This window comes from Achromobacter insolitus (genome assembly GCF_002209555.1).
Lineage (GTDB): Bacteria > Pseudomonadota > Gammaproteobacteria > Burkholderiales > Burkholderiaceae_B > Achromobacter > Achromobacter insolitus.
The window spans coordinates 210,880-223,433 of record NZ_NJIF01000006.1; the positions used below are offsets into that span (position 1 = coordinate 210,880).

Consider the following 12,554-nt stretch of genomic DNA (forward strand, 5'->3'; position numbering starts at 1 on the left):
CCTGAGCGCTCCTTCTCTAGTCCGTGCAGGGCGGAATGATCTTCCGCTCCATCAGCACCTTCAGCCAGTGCTTGACGCAAGCCTCTGTGTCGTAGGTCTGGGTGAAGCCGGCCTGCTTGATCTTCACCGTGCTGACAAAGGCCGGCGGCGGCGGCGCCTTCAGGCCGTAGCCGAACCGGGCGTCGGCGGAGTAATGGGATTCGCCCAGGATTTGGGCCATGGTCAGGGGCCGCAAGCTATGCTGCTTGACGATATCGTCCCACAGCCTCGCGCGGGTGGGCAGATACTCGGCCAGGCGGACGGGGCGGTCCGGGCCCGTTTCGACGCGCAAGAACTCTGCAAGCGACGGCCACAGGTCGCACCAACTGAAGACCTCGCCATTCGTGAGGTTGAAGTGTTCGTTCCAGGATTGCGGATTCTCCGCGGTCCAGACGCCCGCATCGCCGATGAGACGCACATCCACGGCTTCGCGCGGATAGGATATGTGACCGGGATAGCCGAACGGCTTGCCCTCGGCGCGGCATATCGCCGCATAGACACCGATGACCGGTACGGTATTCATGGCTACGCCCACGTTCGGACCGACCACGATCGTGGGACGGAATATCGTCCAGCCGAAGCCGCAGCGCGCCGCTGTTTCGCGGATGTAGTCTTCCTGGAACCAATACGAGTTCGGATGGTTGTCCCGGGGCTGGCGCTCGCGGGCGGGAACGCGGATGGGGTGCAGGTGTACGCCATAGGCCTTGGTGCCCTGCAGTACCGTGACATGGCGCAGACTACCGGTGCGGGTCAGCGGGTCGATCACGTTCCTGATCATGCTGAGGTTGGTGGCCATCTGCTCCGGATCCTGCCAGCCCGCAATGAGGCCGGGCTTTTCATAGACGGCCGCATAGAACACATGCGTGACTTGCGGCAAGGACTCGAAGGCGCGGCGGCAGGCGTCGGCGTCCTGCAGGTCCAACTGCAGATGGGTGAACGGCCGTTGGCTGAAGATCTCCGGACGACGTCGGGAGACGGCGACGACGTCCCAGCCGGCGTTCAGGAAGGAGTCGATGGCAGCGGAGCCAACCAGCCCGCTGGCGCCAGTGACGATAACGGTTCGCGACATGATTCCCTCAGTCCATCACAAGGTTGATCTGCTTGAACAGCTCCTTGAAGCGCACGTACTCATCCGCCATGCGCTTGCCGAAGGCCGCCCGGCTGTCCGCGGACGGCACAATGCCCAGGCCGGCGAACTTTTCTTGCGTTTCTGGAGTATTCACCGCCTTGATGATCTCGTCGTGGAGGCGATCCAGGATGGCCTGCGGCGTACCGGCGGGCGCCACGATTCCGTACCAGGCGACGCTTTCGGCGCCCGGCAGGCCGGCTTCGCCAACGGTGGGCACATCCGGCAGCAGCGGCGAACGTTTGGTGTCCGCCACGGCCAGGGCGCGCAGCTGGCCGGACTTGACGAACGACAGGATGGGCGGAACGCCGCTGATGACCATTTGGGTGCGCCCGCCCAGGGTGTCGGTAATGGCATCGCTATTGCCCTTGTAGGGCACATGCAGGATTTCGGTCTTGGACAAGTGCTGGAACAACTCGCCTGCGATATGGCCGCTGGTGCCAACGCCCGCCGAGGCGTAATTGACCTTGTTAGGATTGGCCTTGATGTAGGCAATCAGTTCCTTCAGGTTCGTCACCGGAATCGACGCGTTGACCAGGATGACGTTCGGTCCCGTAGCCACCAGGGCTACGGGCGCCAGGTCTTTGAGCGGGTCATAGGGCATCTTGCTGCGGGCATTGGGATTGACGGTTATCGGCCCGGCCGAGGCGAAGCCGATGGTGTAGCCATCCTTGGCGGACTTGGCGACAAGGTCGGTGCCCAGGTCGCCGCCGGCGCCTGGCTTGTTCTCGACGATCACCGGCTGGCCGAGTTGCTCGCCCAAAGGCTTGGCAACCAGGCGGGCAATGATGTCGATGGAGCTGCCCGGCCCAAAGGTGGCGATCAGGCGGATGGGACGCGCGGGATAGGAATCGGCGGCCTGTGCGCTCGTAACCGCGGCCAGGCACAGCGCCAGCCCGGCAATCAATCGGAAGAAAATCATGATGTTGTCTCCGGTATACGTGTTTTTTGCGTGAATGGTGTGCGTGGGATGCAGGTCAATCCATGTGCGAGTACATCGGCTTGCCGGGATGCGGCAGACGCGCGCGCAGGATGACGCCCTGCTCCGCTTCGGTGATGTACAAGCTGCGCATGTCGTCGCCGCCGAATGCGACATTGGTGCTGCGCATGCCCGCGCAGGACCGGATGCGGTAGAGGGGTTCGCCCAAGGGGCTGAACAGCCATACAGTGCCCGCCTGGGCATGGACGACCGCCAGGTTGCCAGCGCAGTCCAGGGCCATGCCGTCCGGCCCGGCTGTACTGCCGGACAGCTGGATGAAGCGACTGGCTTTCTTCATCTGGCCGCCGGGTTCCAGCCGCAGCGCATAGATCGCGTTGTCGTGCGTGATGGCCACATAGAGCACATTCTCGGCTTTGTTCATGACCAGGCCGTTGGGCCCTGCCAGGCCATCCATCAACAGGTCCACCGTCTTGCCATCGGCGCGCAGGCGGAACACGCGGCCGGTCGGATCCTCCAGGGCGCTCTCACCCTGGTCGGTGAAGTACAGGTCGCCATTGGATGCGAAGAACAGGTCGTTCAGGCCCTTCAGTCCTTCACGTTGCACGTGCTGCAGGTATGGCCGGATGCTGCGGGATTCCGGATCCAGGAGCATCAGCCCGTGCAGGTGATCGGCGACGAAGATGCGTCCGTCTCGATGGATTTTCAGGCCGTTGGGCTCGCCTTCGTAGCTGACGATGACCTCAAAGTTGCCTGCCGGGTCCACGCGCAGGATCCTCCCATGCGCCAGATCTACGCACCAGAGATTGCCGGCGCGATCGAAGGCCGGCCCTTCCAGGAAAGAGTGCATCTTTACGTGGCGCGCTGCCAGCCAGCTCGAATGCTGTTCGGTCAGGTGCAGGGATTCGGGCAGCCGGGCGAATACCTCGGTGCCCATGGGTTCAGCGGGAGGATACATTGCGGGTCCTTTCAGGATTGCGGTTGATCGGCCGAAAGCTCGATTCCCAGCATCAGCGAGCTGAGCGACTTGCCGTGCGGATCCAGGCGCAGCGAGCGCGTGACGCCGCCGGACAGCACGTTCGGAATAACGAAGTTCAGCGCTTTCAAGCTCTCTACCTCGTAACGACGCACCTTCCCTGCCCCCAGGTGCGCGAAAGCCTGTTCGACGCGTTCGGCGGTAAGCGCCTGGCGCAGCACCCGCCAACCTTCGTCGTCGTAGGCAATGACGGCGATGCTCGAGGTATTGCCCTTGTCGCCAGCACGCGCATGCGCCAGGTCGTAAACCAGAATGCTCATGGTCGAGCTCCCAAGGTAATCACTTCCGGGGTGACCCAATCGCGCGGGATCAGCAAGGAATCCACGGCGATGATCTCCTTCGCCCCCAGGTTGACCGGGCCGCCTGCGCCATAGGGTCCCTGCATATTCAGCTGCCGCACATGGTCGCCGAGCAGGTGGGCGCTCTTTCTGTCGGGGCAGCGCGCCGCGACCCGCAGCCGCACCTCGTAGGGATGGCTGGCCAGCGCTTGTGCGTGGTCGCCATGCAAGCTGCTGATGCCGATCAAGTCAACCTGGATTTCGCTGGCCACGCCGCCATCGAGACGGAACCGTTCCTTCACGGTGTCGGCCGCCAGCCGGGCCCGGGCAATGGCGTTCACGCCCGCGTAGGCGACTTCTCCCGTGCCTATCCAGCCGTCGAAGTAACCGACCACAACCTTATAGCTGTCGGTACGTGGCGCGGCGTGAATGCCGCGCACCGCCACCCGATCGGCGCTCCGCTCATCGAAATGCAGGCCGTCCAGATTCAGTACGCAATCCGGCGTGACATAGGCTCTCGGGTCGTGAATTTCGTACAGAGCCTGCTCGGCACAGGTCATGCGGTCCAGGCGCCCGCCAGAGCCGGAAGGCTTGCCTATGTAAAGCTCGCCGTCGCTATAAAGGTCGGCATAGGGATACGCCAGCTCGGCCAATCGCGGAACGTCCTTCTTGCCGGGGTCGGCGAAGTAGCCGCCGGTGATCTGGGCAGAGCATTCCAGCAGGTGGCCCATGATGGTACCGGCCGCCAGCCTGGGCAGGTCGTCGTAGTCCCACCCGTGGTGATGCAGGGCCACGCCCAGGAACAACGAGGGATCGGCGACTCGGCCAGTCATCACAACTTGCGCACCGGTGGCCAGCGCATCGCGGACGACATCGGCGCCCAGATACGCGTTCGCGGAGGCAAGCTGCGGCAGGATCGCTTCCAGCGGCAGGTCGCGGTCCATCAATCGTAGTTCTGGGTGCTGGCGCACTCGGTCAGCGACGTCGTCGCCGACGACGGCGGCGCATTTCAGGTCGCCCCACCCCATGTCGTGGCCGATGTCCAGCGCGGCCTGCGCGGCGCCGGCCGGATTGGCCGCGCCCATGTTGGACACCAGCCTCACGCCTTTTTCCCGGCACGCGGGCAGAAAGGCACGCATGCGCGCCTGCAGCATCGGGTTATACCCGTGAGCCCCATCGTGCTTGCGCGACAGCGTTTCGCGCGCGATCGTCCGCTCGGCCAGGCACTCGCACACCAGATAGTCGATATCGCAGTTTTCCAGCAATGGCATGGCGGGGCCGATGCGGTCATCGGCCATGCCGGCGCCAACGCCGATGCGCAGCCGCTTGCGCGGTTCATTCATGTCTGTCTCCGTCCGTCCTTACGGTCCAGCCCAGTATGGTGCGAGTTTCCTGATCTGGAAATTGATATATTTATATCTTGGTGATAACGCATACGCATTACCTACGCGATGACCCTGACCATTTCCGAATTGGAAGCCGTGCTGTTGGTGGCGGAGACGCTCAACTTCCGCATGGCCGCCGAACGCGCTCATATCTCGCAGCCGGCCCTGAGCCGCCGCGTGCAGGCCGCGGAGCAAAAGCTTGGCGCCCGGCTGTTCGACCGCGACAAGCACGGCGTCGCGCTTACCGCAGCCGGCGCGGAACTGATGCCCATTGCGATGCGCATGCTGTCGGAGTTCCGCGACTCCCTCAGCGATCTGTCAGAGTTCATTGCGGGACGTCGCGGCAGCATCAACGTCTGGGCGCTGCCCTCGGTAGCCTCCGCCTTGCTGCCCGCGGCGGCGCGAGCCTTCCAGAAGTCGCATCCCCAGGTGCGGCTCAATATCCACGCCGTCTCCGCGCGCCAGATCACGCAGGCCGTGTCGGAAGGCACCGCCGACATCGGCATATCGATTGAAGTGTCCGACCAGCCGGCCAGCGTGACCTTCTCTGCGCTGCTGCAAGAAAAATTCGTGTTGATCTGCCCCGTCGACGATCCACTGGCGCGGAAAAAGCGCGTGGACTGGAGTGTTTTCGCGGACCGTCCCTACATCGCGAGCGGTCCGGCCAGCAGTATTCGCCAGGTTACCGACAGGATTCTTGCCGCCTCGGGGCGGATGCCGGAGATGAACTACGTGGCCGACAATATTTCGGTGGTGGGCGCGATGGTAGCCGCCGGTGTAGGCATCGCGGCCGTGCCGCAGTTGGCTCTGCGCCTGATGGATGCCACGCGCCTATGCAGTTTGGCCCTGCATTCGCCCGTCGCATCAAGGGAGATCGGCATATTGCTCAAGAAGCAGCGCTCGTTGTCGGCAGCGGCGCTGCATTTCCTGGACACCTTGCGGCGGACGGATCCGGACTAGGATCGCGCAGGATGGGCTGGGGGTTTAGCGCATCGTCGATGCCCGAACACGCCGCCACAACATGAGCGGTCTGCGAAGTGCAGCAAACGATAAGCGGCGAATTCGCTCGCAAGGCAGACATCGCTCCACGACACCTCAATTACTGCAAGGCCGGGAGGCGAGCCATGGCGAAAGTCTGCTTCCGGCCATTTTCGGTCATTCGACGCCGTTGCTCAGATTGTCGACATAAGCACCCCAGATATTGAGATACCCGTTTCTCCGTGCACAAGTGCGCCTCTTACTTAAGAGGGGTACACGCGATAAACTTGTATCTGTTTCATGTGTGGCAGCATTAATTTCGCCAGCGTCAGTGCCGGGAGATTGTGCCGGTCGGAACCATTATGGGGCTGGCTGTTCGGCATACACCGGCAGCTTCAATCGCTAAGCTCCCGACAGGTAGGGGTTGCTGGCATTTACGCGGACGTCGGCGGCGCTGGGACCGGAAAGGTTTGTCCTGGCTTGCCAAGCGAAGGATTTGCGGCGCCCCGAGCACTCGTCGGCCTCGACTTCTGCAACGACCATTTAATCAACATGAGCTGATCAGCAAAACCACGCATTTACAAGCTCAACGCTAGGAAGCTCAACGCATTGCTGGAGGCAATTAAATTCCGCGAAGCCCCCTTGAAGCAGAGCCGCTTGCCAGCGAACATTGGACGAACGCACCCGCGCTTGATTTCGATATCTGACGAAGGACGCGCGCTAAAGCTACTCTTAATTCACCATCGAGCGCCTTCTCTAGCGACAGAGGGCTACGGTCATTCGCGAACATTTACCCCCGAAGCATGTGGTCGTGGACAAGACGCCACAGTTGAGTACGTGACTGGCGTCTGTACAAGTTCCAGACCTTTTAATTATCGGAGACCGTCCGGGTATGATCCGCAATCCGTACCTTTCCGGCCCCCCTGTATGCCCATCGACAACTGTACACATACCTTCGACGAACTGGCGACGACAGTTCTTCCGGCCCACTTGGACCGGTTGAATGCAGCGCTCGAAACACCGCTACCGGCCAACATGTTCGTGGGGTTCAAGAGCGCTCGACGTGAGTTGCTCACCAGGCTCGGACACTCCACCGACTTTCCCGGTTGTTACGTCTTCATCGACGGGGACCGCCCGGTTTACGTCGGAATATCCCGCGGAGTTGTCAAACGGCTGGTGCAGCACCTGAATTTCGAATCGCACTTCACCGCCAGCCTGGCCTACAAGATGGCTCGCGAGAACTACCCACACGAAATGAAACGCGACCAAGCCATGATGGACGAACAGTTTCGCAAGATCTTTCTCACCGCTCAGGGCCGCCTGCGGGACATGTGGGTCGCGTACGTCCCGATCGACAACGACCTCGAGTTGTATCTATTTGAGGTGTTAGCGTCCATGCACTTCGATACCGACACTTGGAATACCTTCCGCACACACTGACCACTCTAGCCCGCGCCCGATATATACGCACTGTCGCCAGTGAGAGGCATCTTCCGTCAATACATAGCCCAAAAACGCGTAACTCAAGCGCTTTGGGTTACATTTAAAACCCGCGTTAGGCGGGGCTTTCGGCGCACCGATGCGCGCACAGATAATTTTGGAATGCCATGGACGTGGCTTGGTTTCTTAATCGTCGTTTGGACTTTATCCGACAGCTTTACTCGCGGTCGTCGGCACCCTTCGCCGATATCCGCGCGAAGATTGAAAATGAAGAAGCGCCCTATGTGTCACCATGCTCTGAGGACGATGAACCTCCGTTCATGCTCGAATGGCAGGAAGCTGTCGACTCGATCGACGTCTTGGGCCACGCATGCTTGTGTATGGTCGTGTCGTCGTTGCAGGCTTACCTGCACACGTGCGTCTCGCGCTACTGCAAGAAGCTTTGTGATAAGGACCGAAAACGGGTATTCCGGAATGGCTGGGTAAAGGGATACGATCACATCTTTACCGAAGCGTTCGGCATTCCGTTCGCCGATGGACCCGTGTCCATCGCTGTCCTCGAAGACATCGTACTGACGCGCAATAGCATCCAGCACGGCCTTGAGATAACCAATAATCGGCCCAAGCACGCCCAGAAGACCCGCGGCGTCACTCGATCAGTGTTCATAAATGCTCGCGAGGTGGAGCTGCTCGAACGCCTGGATCCAGACGCAAAGACGTGGTTGGCGCCCCCCAGTGTGCATGTCAGTCAGACCTCGCTGGAAGATACCGTAAACACCGTGGAGATCTTCGTAGCCTGGCTTGATGCGGCCATTATCGAGAGGCTGTCCCAACTCGCACCAGGATCCGAGGATCTTGCGCCAATATGCGCGGCAAGTGGCAGAACATGAAAATGGGATGAAATCGCTCGCTGGGACGGACTAAAGTCCGGCCCTTAACTAAACCTTAGCTCGCCTCAGAAAAGGGATTTCGGTGACCCGACCAATCGCAGAACAACCACTCCTTAAAGCAAAGATCCTCGTTATTCTGCTCAAGCTGGCGGATGAGAAACGCGATGTTGACCTTAAGCAACCCGCTGCCGCGCAGCTTTGGGATCTAGATCGCCATGTCAATGACTATCTCTTCGAATTGAACGATGCCGACGCCATTGATTACGAGGAGATAGGAGAAGACGGCTTCGCACCGATTGTCATCTGCTCCGTCAGCCAGAAAACACTTGAACATCTTACTGGCTGCCTGGCCGCACTTACAGGCGACATAAACCTGCTTCATGAGAGAGTTCAATCTCTCCTCCGACATGATCCAAATAAGCTAAGGGAAGACCTTACTCAGTCGGAGCGGCACATAGCCGAAGCAAGGGATAAATTACAGAAGAATCCAATCCTCGCTCCGCTGAAGAAGCCGCTCGACGACATCAGCCACCACTTTGAGAGCATTCGTAAAGTCGCCGAAAACTACGACGACATCTACCGAAATATTCTTAAGCCAGTGCAGGATGAGGGGCGGAGTGGGGTCCGAGCTACCGTTCGCTGGGCAATCATTGGCATTGCCGCATCATGGTTTCTCACAAACTACAAAGACATTTTGGCGCTTATACAGGCCGTGCAAGGTACGGGCTAACCGTTCCATCAAGATGTCGTACCCCAGCAAGCTAGGGCCCAGCTTTTGTCAAACGTCTGACCGCTTCTGAGCATTTATTGCCTTTGGGGATCGGCGGCTTCGGGTCGGAAGCTGTCTGTCATCGACCGCCGCTTTCGACCACGAACGGTCACTCGGAAGGCATCGCGGAGAACAGTCATTCGCCAGTATTGACCTGCACAGCCCAAAGCCGATAGGATTGTTCGCATGGCTAGTCGCTCCAAATCCCTCCCTTCGCAGGTCCGTGCATGTTGTCAGAACGTGCCAAGGGGAGACTGCGTCTAGCACTTAGCTACACGTTGAATCAATCGCCTCTGGCCGCCCGTTGCAAAACCGGCGGCTTTTTTGTTTTCGTCTGCGCCTTTCGATACGGAGAAAGTTGATGTCACTTGCGTTGTATGACACCTGGTCGCGTCACGTGCGTTCGTTCACGCCAATCCACGCTGGCCATGTCGGCATGTATTGCTGCGGACCCACCGTCTACGACCATGCGCATATTGGCAATCTAAGAACGTATGTGTTTGAAGACATTCTCCGCCGGGTACTCATTCGCAACGGCTACGAGGTCCGTCACGTCGTTAATATCACCGACGTCGGTCATCTGACTTCGGATGCCGACGAAGGCGAAGACAAGATGGAGAAAGGTAGCAGGCGGACCGGGGAGTCCGCATATGCTATTGCTCAGCGCTACACCGAGGCCTTCGTCGCGGATTGGCATGCCCTCAACTTGCTTGAGCCGACGGTATGGTGCCGCGCGACCGATCACATCGCCGAACAGATCGCGTTTATCGGCGAGTTGGAGCGGTTCGGCTACGTGTATAGGACCAACGACGGCCTCTATTTCGACACAAGCAAGCAGGATGACTACGGCTTTCTGGCCCGACTCGACCGTGCCGGCCTGCAGGCGGGCAAGCGTGTAGCACTCGGCGCAAAGCAGAACATCACAGATTTTGCGCTATGGAAGTTCAGTCCGGAGGGCGTGGCGCGGCAGATGGAATGGGATAGCCCGTGGGGGCGTGGATTTCCGGGCTGGCATATTGAGTGCTCGGCCATGTCGGCGAAACACCTTGGCATCTGGTTCGACATCCACTGCGGCGGAGAAGACCACATCGCCGTGCATCACAGCAACGAGATTGCGCAAACACAAGCGGCCCACGGCACTCGTCTAGCGAACTTCTGGATACACGGACATTTTCTAACACTCAATGCCGATAGCAAGATGTCGAAGTCGACTGGGGATTTTGTTCGCTTGCAGACCTTGCGCAGTCGGAACATCGATCCGCTTGCCTACCGTTACCTGTGCATGACAGCTCATTACCGGAGCAAGCTGCAATTCAGTTGGGTGTCTCTTGGTGCAGCGCAGACCGCGTTAAACCGGCTGCGGCATCTCTATTCCGGTTGGTCGGACGGTGGCGGAATCGATCCGGATTTCGCCGCTCGCTTCAACGCCGAATTGAATGACGACCTGAATCTGCCGAGGGCATTGGCCGTGCTATGGGAGCTCGTCAAAAGCGAGCTCCCGCCAGCGACCTTGAAAGCGACTGTAGACAGCTTTGATTTTGTACTGGGCCTCGGGTTGCGCGATTGGAATCCAGTTGCGTCTGAAATTCCGGAAAGTATCCGGGTGCTGCTCGGTGAACGCGCTCAAGCCCGAGAGGCAAAGAACTGGGCAAAAGCCGATGAGATACGGAAGATGTTAAACACCCGAGGCTGGAGAGTCGAGGATGGCAACGACGGGCAACGCCTGACTGAAATCGCGACACCTCCCAAAGAAATCGGAAGCTAGTGAAACAGCATGGGCGCTCGGAACTGAAGCAAGGGTCGTGACGCATTCTTCCCGCGCCGTCGCCGCCGGGCACGTTCGAGTCGGTCGCTCGCGGCCGGGGATGGTGGTCCCAACCTAGGCGCTTGCCGGCCCGGGTACGCGCATGCGGCGCAATTCAACCACCTGCGCCGCGCCGACGGCGCGCGCGCGCAACTGGCCACAACCACCGTCCACATCCTGCCCTGCGCTGTTCCTCACCTTGGTCAGCACGCCACGGCTCTGCAAATAGCCGACGATCTCGCGGATTCTCTCGGAGTCGGGGCGCTGGTAGTCATCTCCTTCAAGACTATTGAAGGGGATGACATTGAGCACGCCATACTTGCCCTTGAGCAGACGCACGACTGCATCGAGTTCGTCATCGCCGTCGTTGATGCCCTTGAGCAGCGTCCATTGATACTGGATCGGATAGTCGGTGTCGCGAGCGTACTTCTCGCCGAGTTCAATGAGTTCTTCCGGCCGGATTTTCGGCGCGCGCGGCAGCAGGTGTTCGCGCAGCGCGGCTTTGGTCGTGTGCAGCGACAGCGCCAGTGCGGGCTTGACGCGTTGTCGCGGCAGGGCTTCGAACACGCGCATGTCACCCACGGTCGAGAAAACGAGATTCTTGTGGCCGATATTGCCTTCGGTGCCGAGCAGGTCGATGGCCTCGAGCACGTTGTCGAGGTTGTGCGCCGGTTCGCCCATGCCCATGAAGACGACTTTCTTGACCGCGCGCAGCCGCCGCGCCAGCACCACCTGGGCAAGGATCTCCATGCTCGTGACCTGGCGGATCAGGCCGCTCTTGCCGGTCATGCAGAAGCGGCAGCCGACCGCGCAACCGACCTGGGTGGAGACACAGAGTCCGTCGCGCGGCAACAGCACGCTTTCCACCATCTGCCCGTCGGCCAGTTCGACCAGCAGGCGCGAGCCGTCGTTGCCCGCGTGTTCTGACCGGACGCGCGCCAGGCCGTCCAGTTCCGCCGTCAGGGCGGGCACGGCTTCGCGCAGCGCCAGGGGCAGAAAGTTCTCGGAGCTCCGCCGTCGCGTGCCGGCGTCGAGGGCTTGCCCTTTCAGCCAGACGCGCACGATGCGGCCACGATGGACAGGCAGGGCGCCGAGAGCGGCAAGGCGTTGGTCGAAGTCGGAGTAGCGCATGGGGCGCGAATTTTACTCTGCGCCAGCAAGGGGCTCTCAGTCCCGCCGGCCAAACAGCATGGTTAATCCAAACAACGCCCCCAGCCCGCCGACGACGGCGAGCGACAGGGATGTCTCGCGCAAGCCAAGCGCCATGATCGCCGAGCCCGTCCCCAGAATGGTAATCAGCAAGCCCACCAGACGTCCGCCCGTGGAGCCATAGAAATGCTTGCGGCGCGCCGCCAGCGTACCGGCCGGCTGGCGTTTTTGCCACGCCGCTAACGCGTGCTCGAACTCGCGCAACAGACGTTCGCGCCTGGGCAGATCGACCGCGCTGACGAGTAAAGTCGGCAGTCCGGGACGGACCAGCTTGAGATAATCGTCCGTGCCCCAACTGGACAACTGGGCGTAAAGGACCGGAGCGCGGCGCGAAAACTCCAGCCCCTCGGGCGTCACCTTCACGACATTGCGCGTTGGAAAGCCTCTGAACGCCACCAGGGGCGGCAAAAGCAACCCCAGCACCGCCAGCACGGCCGCCAGGCCGATCGGCCCGCGGTTGAACACCACCAGCATGAAACCGCCCGCAGCCAGGGCGAACGCCAACGGCACCGATAACTGGTGCCATCGGGTATAGACCGACGCCTGGATCCCTTCGTTGCTAACCATGCTTGAGCCAATTGCGCATCGACTTCCTCGGGAATGGGTGCCGAGCAAGCGGCAACAAGCGCAATCATACCGAGAGCATCGGGCTGACGTCTGCGG

The 12,554-nt window shown here is 60.6% G+C and carries 12 protein-coding genes; 5 read left to right on the forward strand and 7 right to left on the reverse strand.

What is annotated here, in order from left to right:
• Positions 1–16: 16 nt before the first annotated feature.
• Genes CEY08_RS20165 through CEY08_RS20185 form a run of 5 tightly spaced genes read right to left on the reverse strand, consistent with a single transcriptional unit; the run spans position 17 to position 4,759 of the window.
• A complete protein-coding gene (locus tag CEY08_RS20165; protein ID WP_076815416.1) occupies positions 17–1,108 on the reverse strand; it encodes an SDR family oxidoreductase in 1,092 nt (363 codons plus the stop codon).
• Positions 1,109–1,115: 7 nt separating this feature from the next.
• Positions 1,116–2,087, reverse strand: a complete 972-nt coding sequence (locus tag CEY08_RS20170) for a Bug family tripartite tricarboxylate transporter substrate binding protein (protein WP_042795065.1) — start codon at positions 2,085–2,087, stop codon at positions 1,116–1,118.
• Between the two features lie 55 nt (positions 2,088–2,142).
• Positions 2,143–3,060, reverse strand: coding sequence for an SMP-30/gluconolactonase/LRE family protein (locus CEY08_RS20175; RefSeq protein WP_076815418.1), 918 nt, complete (start codon positions 3,058–3,060; stop codon positions 2,143–2,145).
• Between the two features lie 11 nt (positions 3,061–3,071).
• Positions 3,072–3,398 (reverse strand): AtuA-related protein, encoded by a 327-nt coding sequence (locus CEY08_RS20180; protein ID WP_042795067.1) that lies wholly within the window; start codon positions 3,396–3,398, stop codon positions 3,072–3,074.
• Entirely contained in the window at positions 3,395–4,759 is a 1,365-nt protein-coding gene (locus CEY08_RS20185) for an acyclic terpene utilization AtuA family protein (protein WP_076815419.1), read from the reverse strand. Before CEY08_RS20185 ends, CEY08_RS20180 begins: the two co-directional genes overlap by 4 nt.
• A 108-nt stretch (positions 4,760–4,867) precedes the next feature.
• Here CEY08_RS20185 and CEY08_RS20190 point away from each other — a divergent pair, with 108 nt between their 5' ends.
• The 5 genes from CEY08_RS20190 (at position 4,868) to cysS (ending at position 10,643) form a co-directional block, all read left to right on the forward strand.
• On the forward strand, positions 4,868–5,761 hold the full coding sequence (locus tag CEY08_RS20190) for a LysR family transcriptional regulator (protein WP_076815420.1): 894 nt from the start codon (positions 4,868–4,870) through the stop codon (positions 5,759–5,761).
• Positions 5,762–6,706: 945 nt separating this feature from the next.
• Positions 6,707–7,219: a GIY-YIG nuclease family protein gene (locus CEY08_RS20195; protein ID WP_076815421.1), complete on the forward strand. Its 513-nt coding sequence runs from the start codon at positions 6,707–6,709 to the stop codon at positions 7,217–7,219.
• A gap of 167 nt (positions 7,220–7,386) precedes the next feature.
• A complete protein-coding gene (locus CEY08_RS20200; RefSeq protein ID WP_076815423.1) occupies positions 7,387–8,109 on the forward strand; it encodes a hypothetical protein in 723 nt (240 codons plus the stop codon).
• Positions 8,110–8,191: 82 nt separating this feature from the next.
• Positions 8,192–8,839, forward strand: a complete 648-nt coding sequence (locus CEY08_RS20205) for a hypothetical protein (protein WP_076815425.1) — start codon at positions 8,192–8,194, stop codon at positions 8,837–8,839.
• Between the two features lie 400 nt (positions 8,840–9,239).
• Entirely contained in the window at positions 9,240–10,643 is a 1,404-nt protein-coding gene (gene cysS, locus CEY08_RS20210; RefSeq protein ID WP_076815427.1) for a cysteine--tRNA ligase, read from the forward strand.
• Between the two features lie 114 nt (positions 10,644–10,757).
• Here cysS and CEY08_RS20215 read toward each other — a convergent pair whose 3' ends face one another.
• Together CEY08_RS20215 and CEY08_RS20220 are read right to left on the reverse strand one after the other, a co-directional pair.
• A complete protein-coding gene (locus CEY08_RS20215; RefSeq protein WP_076815429.1) occupies positions 10,758–11,813 on the reverse strand; it encodes an RNA methyltransferase in 1,056 nt (351 codons plus the stop codon).
• A 36-nt stretch (positions 11,814–11,849) separates the two neighbouring features.
• Positions 11,850–12,458 carry a hypothetical protein gene (locus CEY08_RS20220; protein ID WP_076815431.1) on the reverse strand — a complete coding sequence of 203 codons (609 nt, stop codon included), beginning with the start codon at positions 12,456–12,458 and terminating at the stop codon, positions 11,850–11,852.
• Positions 12,459–12,554: the final 96 nt, after the last annotated feature.

Excerpts from the sequence above, each read along its gene's own strand:
- CEY08_RS20215 (WP_076815429.1), bottom strand. The coding sequence starts at position 11,813 with ATGCGCTACTCCGACTTCGACCAACGCCTTGCCGCTCTCGGCGCCCTG.
- CEY08_RS20180 (WP_042795067.1), bottom strand. The coding sequence starts at position 3,398 with ATGAGCATTCTGGTTTACGACCTGGCGCATGCGCGTGCTGGCGACAAG.
- cysS (WP_076815427.1), top strand. The coding sequence starts at position 9,240 with ATGTCACTTGCGTTGTATGACACCTGGTCGCGTCACGTGCGTTCGTTC.
- CEY08_RS20190 (WP_076815420.1), top strand. The coding sequence starts at position 4,868 with ATGACCCTGACCATTTCCGAATTGGAAGCCGTGCTGTTGGTGGCGGAG.
- CEY08_RS20200 (WP_076815423.1), top strand. The coding sequence starts at position 7,387 with ATGGACGTGGCTTGGTTTCTTAATCGTCGTTTGGACTTTATCCGACAG.
- CEY08_RS20185 (WP_076815419.1), bottom strand. The coding sequence starts at position 4,759 with ATGAATGAACCGCGCAAGCGGCTGCGCATCGGCGTTGGCGCCGGCATG.
- CEY08_RS20195 (WP_076815421.1), top strand. The coding sequence starts at position 6,707 with ATGCCCATCGACAACTGTACACATACCTTCGACGAACTGGCGACGACA.
- CEY08_RS20165 (WP_076815416.1), bottom strand. The coding sequence starts at position 1,108 with ATGTCGCGAACCGTTATCGTCACTGGCGCCAGCGGGCTGGTTGGCTCC.
- CEY08_RS20170 (WP_042795065.1), bottom strand. The coding sequence starts at position 2,087 with ATGATTTTCTTCCGATTGATTGCCGGGCTGGCGCTGTGCCTGGCCGCG.
- CEY08_RS20175 (WP_076815418.1), bottom strand. The coding sequence starts at position 3,060 with ATGTATCCTCCCGCTGAACCCATGGGCACCGAGGTATTCGCCCGGCTG.
- CEY08_RS20220 (WP_076815431.1), bottom strand. The coding sequence starts at position 12,458 with ATGGTTAGCAACGAAGGGATCCAGGCGTCGGTCTATACCCGATGGCAC.